This is a genomic window from Quyinboa ferrireducens (genome assembly GCF_042436675.1).
Classification (GTDB): Bacteria; Bacteroidota; Bacteroidia; order Bacteroidales; family UBA5342; genus JBHJHP01.
This window is the reverse complement of record NZ_JBHMVA010000054.1, coordinates 1-2,146: the sequence shown is the minus strand read 5'-3', so window position 1 is coordinate 2,146 and position 2,146 is coordinate 1. Positions and strand designations below refer to the sequence as shown.

Here is a 2,146-nt window from a genome sequence, read left to right as displayed (position 1 = left end):
GAATTAAAAATGAATATGAGAAATAACAAATTTATTTTAGTCATAATATTTTAATCTTTTTATAATTACAGGCAACGGTCCGGCGGTATGCTGTCGTGGCAGTTTCTTTCCGACGGGAAAGGAACTGTCAGGATGAAATAGCCCGACCGCGAATGTTGATATATTTGGTTAAAAAGTACTGCCATGCAGTATGACCGCATGTTGTATTTTGTGCCTCCTTTTTATCTCTCACGGGTGCTCTTTAAATTGATGTTCCACAAATTAAACACATCAGCAAATCAAAAGAACTTCAGCCACCCATGGCCGGATAATGTAAATCAAAAACTTTACGATATTGCTTCAACCCAAAACGATATTGCGTCAAAAAAGGAAACTTTAAAGTTGTACAAGCTGAGACTCCACCTCATCTGGTTAAAATGAATCGTTGATCCTCTTTAATAATGAACGTTCCCTGCTTCAGCCGAAAGAGGGTGGAGGCCAATTTATACGATCTCACACAACTAATCCCGGCATTAAATACAACGTTCCCGCGGTATGGCTGGTAAGGGATTGCGGGCTACGTTTCTGTCTACCGTGACAAAAGTTGAAGCGGACTACTGAGCTTCGTGCCCCACTTTCACCCTTATTAGCTATACCGTGTGTTACCTGCCGTAATTTCATTTATGTAATGTTTTCAATCTGGTAAATCTGGATATTTAATTTTAATTCTCTCAATTGATTTTTGATTAACATATGCATTTAATAATTCTCCAAAATCATTTTTATGTCCTGTTATTTTTTCAATCTCCTTTGAGTAAATTTCACCAAACTCTTCTACTGTATCTTGAATAATTTCTATCATATCTAATGCGATCTCGTGAAATTTCAATTTTACTTTTTTCCCCTCTTCATCTTTTAATTCCTTAATAAGTACTTCATGTTGTTTTATTATAATTTCAACTAATTTTTTGTGAAATACATTGAATGCAATTTTTAGAATTTTTTCTTGTTGCTCGTTTAATTCTGGATTGACATTTAACTCATTAAATACCTTTGATATTTCAGGATCAAGATTAAGAATTTTATTTTTCTTACTATTTCCAAGAATCTGAAATGTCTCTATGAATGAATCCGCTTGTAAATTGTGAATGAATTGATTTCTTATTTCCATAAATAGGATAAGTAAGTTGTATTCATCCTTATTAATTCTATCTAAATCATAAATTAAGTCAACTTTGGTTTTAAATGTTAAAGATGAACTTTGATTTCCCAAAGTCTTTGTGTCAGTTTTGGGAACGCGAATAATTTCTTTTATTATCTTACTTAGTTGATACTCAATCTCAAGAGATTTTTCTAGTATGTCTGACCGTAATTCCTTATTCATGTTTTTAGACTGTTGGTTAGGGCAATAATTTTATGGCAGGTAACGTTCCCGCGGTATGGTGTCGTGCGGTTGACTGTCCCACGAAGTGGAGACTGTCAAGCCGAAAACGACGCCAGGATGCATACGGATTTGCAAATTAAAAGAACCGCATGCACTATGCACCGCGTGTTGGGCCCTGGGGTTTCTTTAATATAATATCTCAGTCAAATTTTTCAACCGAAAAATCTACAGTCAGGTTTTAATGAACTGTCAACCGGAATAATCTTTATCTTAAAAGTCAAACTCAAACTCAAAGTTTATTTTAGATCACAACTTACAATTCTTAAAAATCTTTCACGATAAATTGAGACTCAAGTTTTGCAAATCTTTTGAAAACAAACAGTCAGCTTGTATTATCAGTCAAATTCGATTTTTAAAATCAAAAGTCAGCATGAAGGAAAGAAGTCATTCCGATTAATAAGGTCAAAGTCTGAAAAAATTTTCTTCAAAAAGATGTCTCATAAATGCCGAAAAAAAATTTCGTGCTGAAATTGTCCGCTCAGTTCAGTGCGAAATTAAACTCCCTTTTTTGCCCTTGGGCCCAACGTTCCCGCGGTATGGTGTCGTGGCAGTTTCTGTCCGAAAGGATAGGAACTGTCAGGACGGAAAGGGCCGGCAAAGAACGTTGATACATTTAATTTAAAAGTACTGCCATGCACTATACCGTGTGTTAGCGGTAGTACTTTTTATTTTCATCAATAATCTTTTGTTCTAAAATTTGATAATCTGGAATCAATATATCAT

1 protein-coding gene is annotated in these 2,146 nt (G+C 34.7%); it reads right to left on the bottom strand.

Features of this window, described 5'->3' with window-relative positions; all coding sequences use genetic code 11:
- Positions 1 to 673 precede the first annotated feature (673 nt).
- Positions 674 to 1,363, bottom strand: coding sequence for a hypothetical protein (locus ACE01N_RS20325; protein WP_380592884.1), 690 nt, complete (start codon positions 1,361 to 1,363; stop codon positions 674 to 676).
- Positions 1,364 to 2,146 lie beyond the last annotated feature (783 nt).

Bases quoted from the DNA above. Each gene is read 5' to 3' on its own strand.
- ACE01N_RS20325 (WP_380592884.1), bottom strand. From the start codon at position 1,363: ATGAATAAGGAATTACGGTCAGACATACTAGAAAAATCTCTTGAGATT.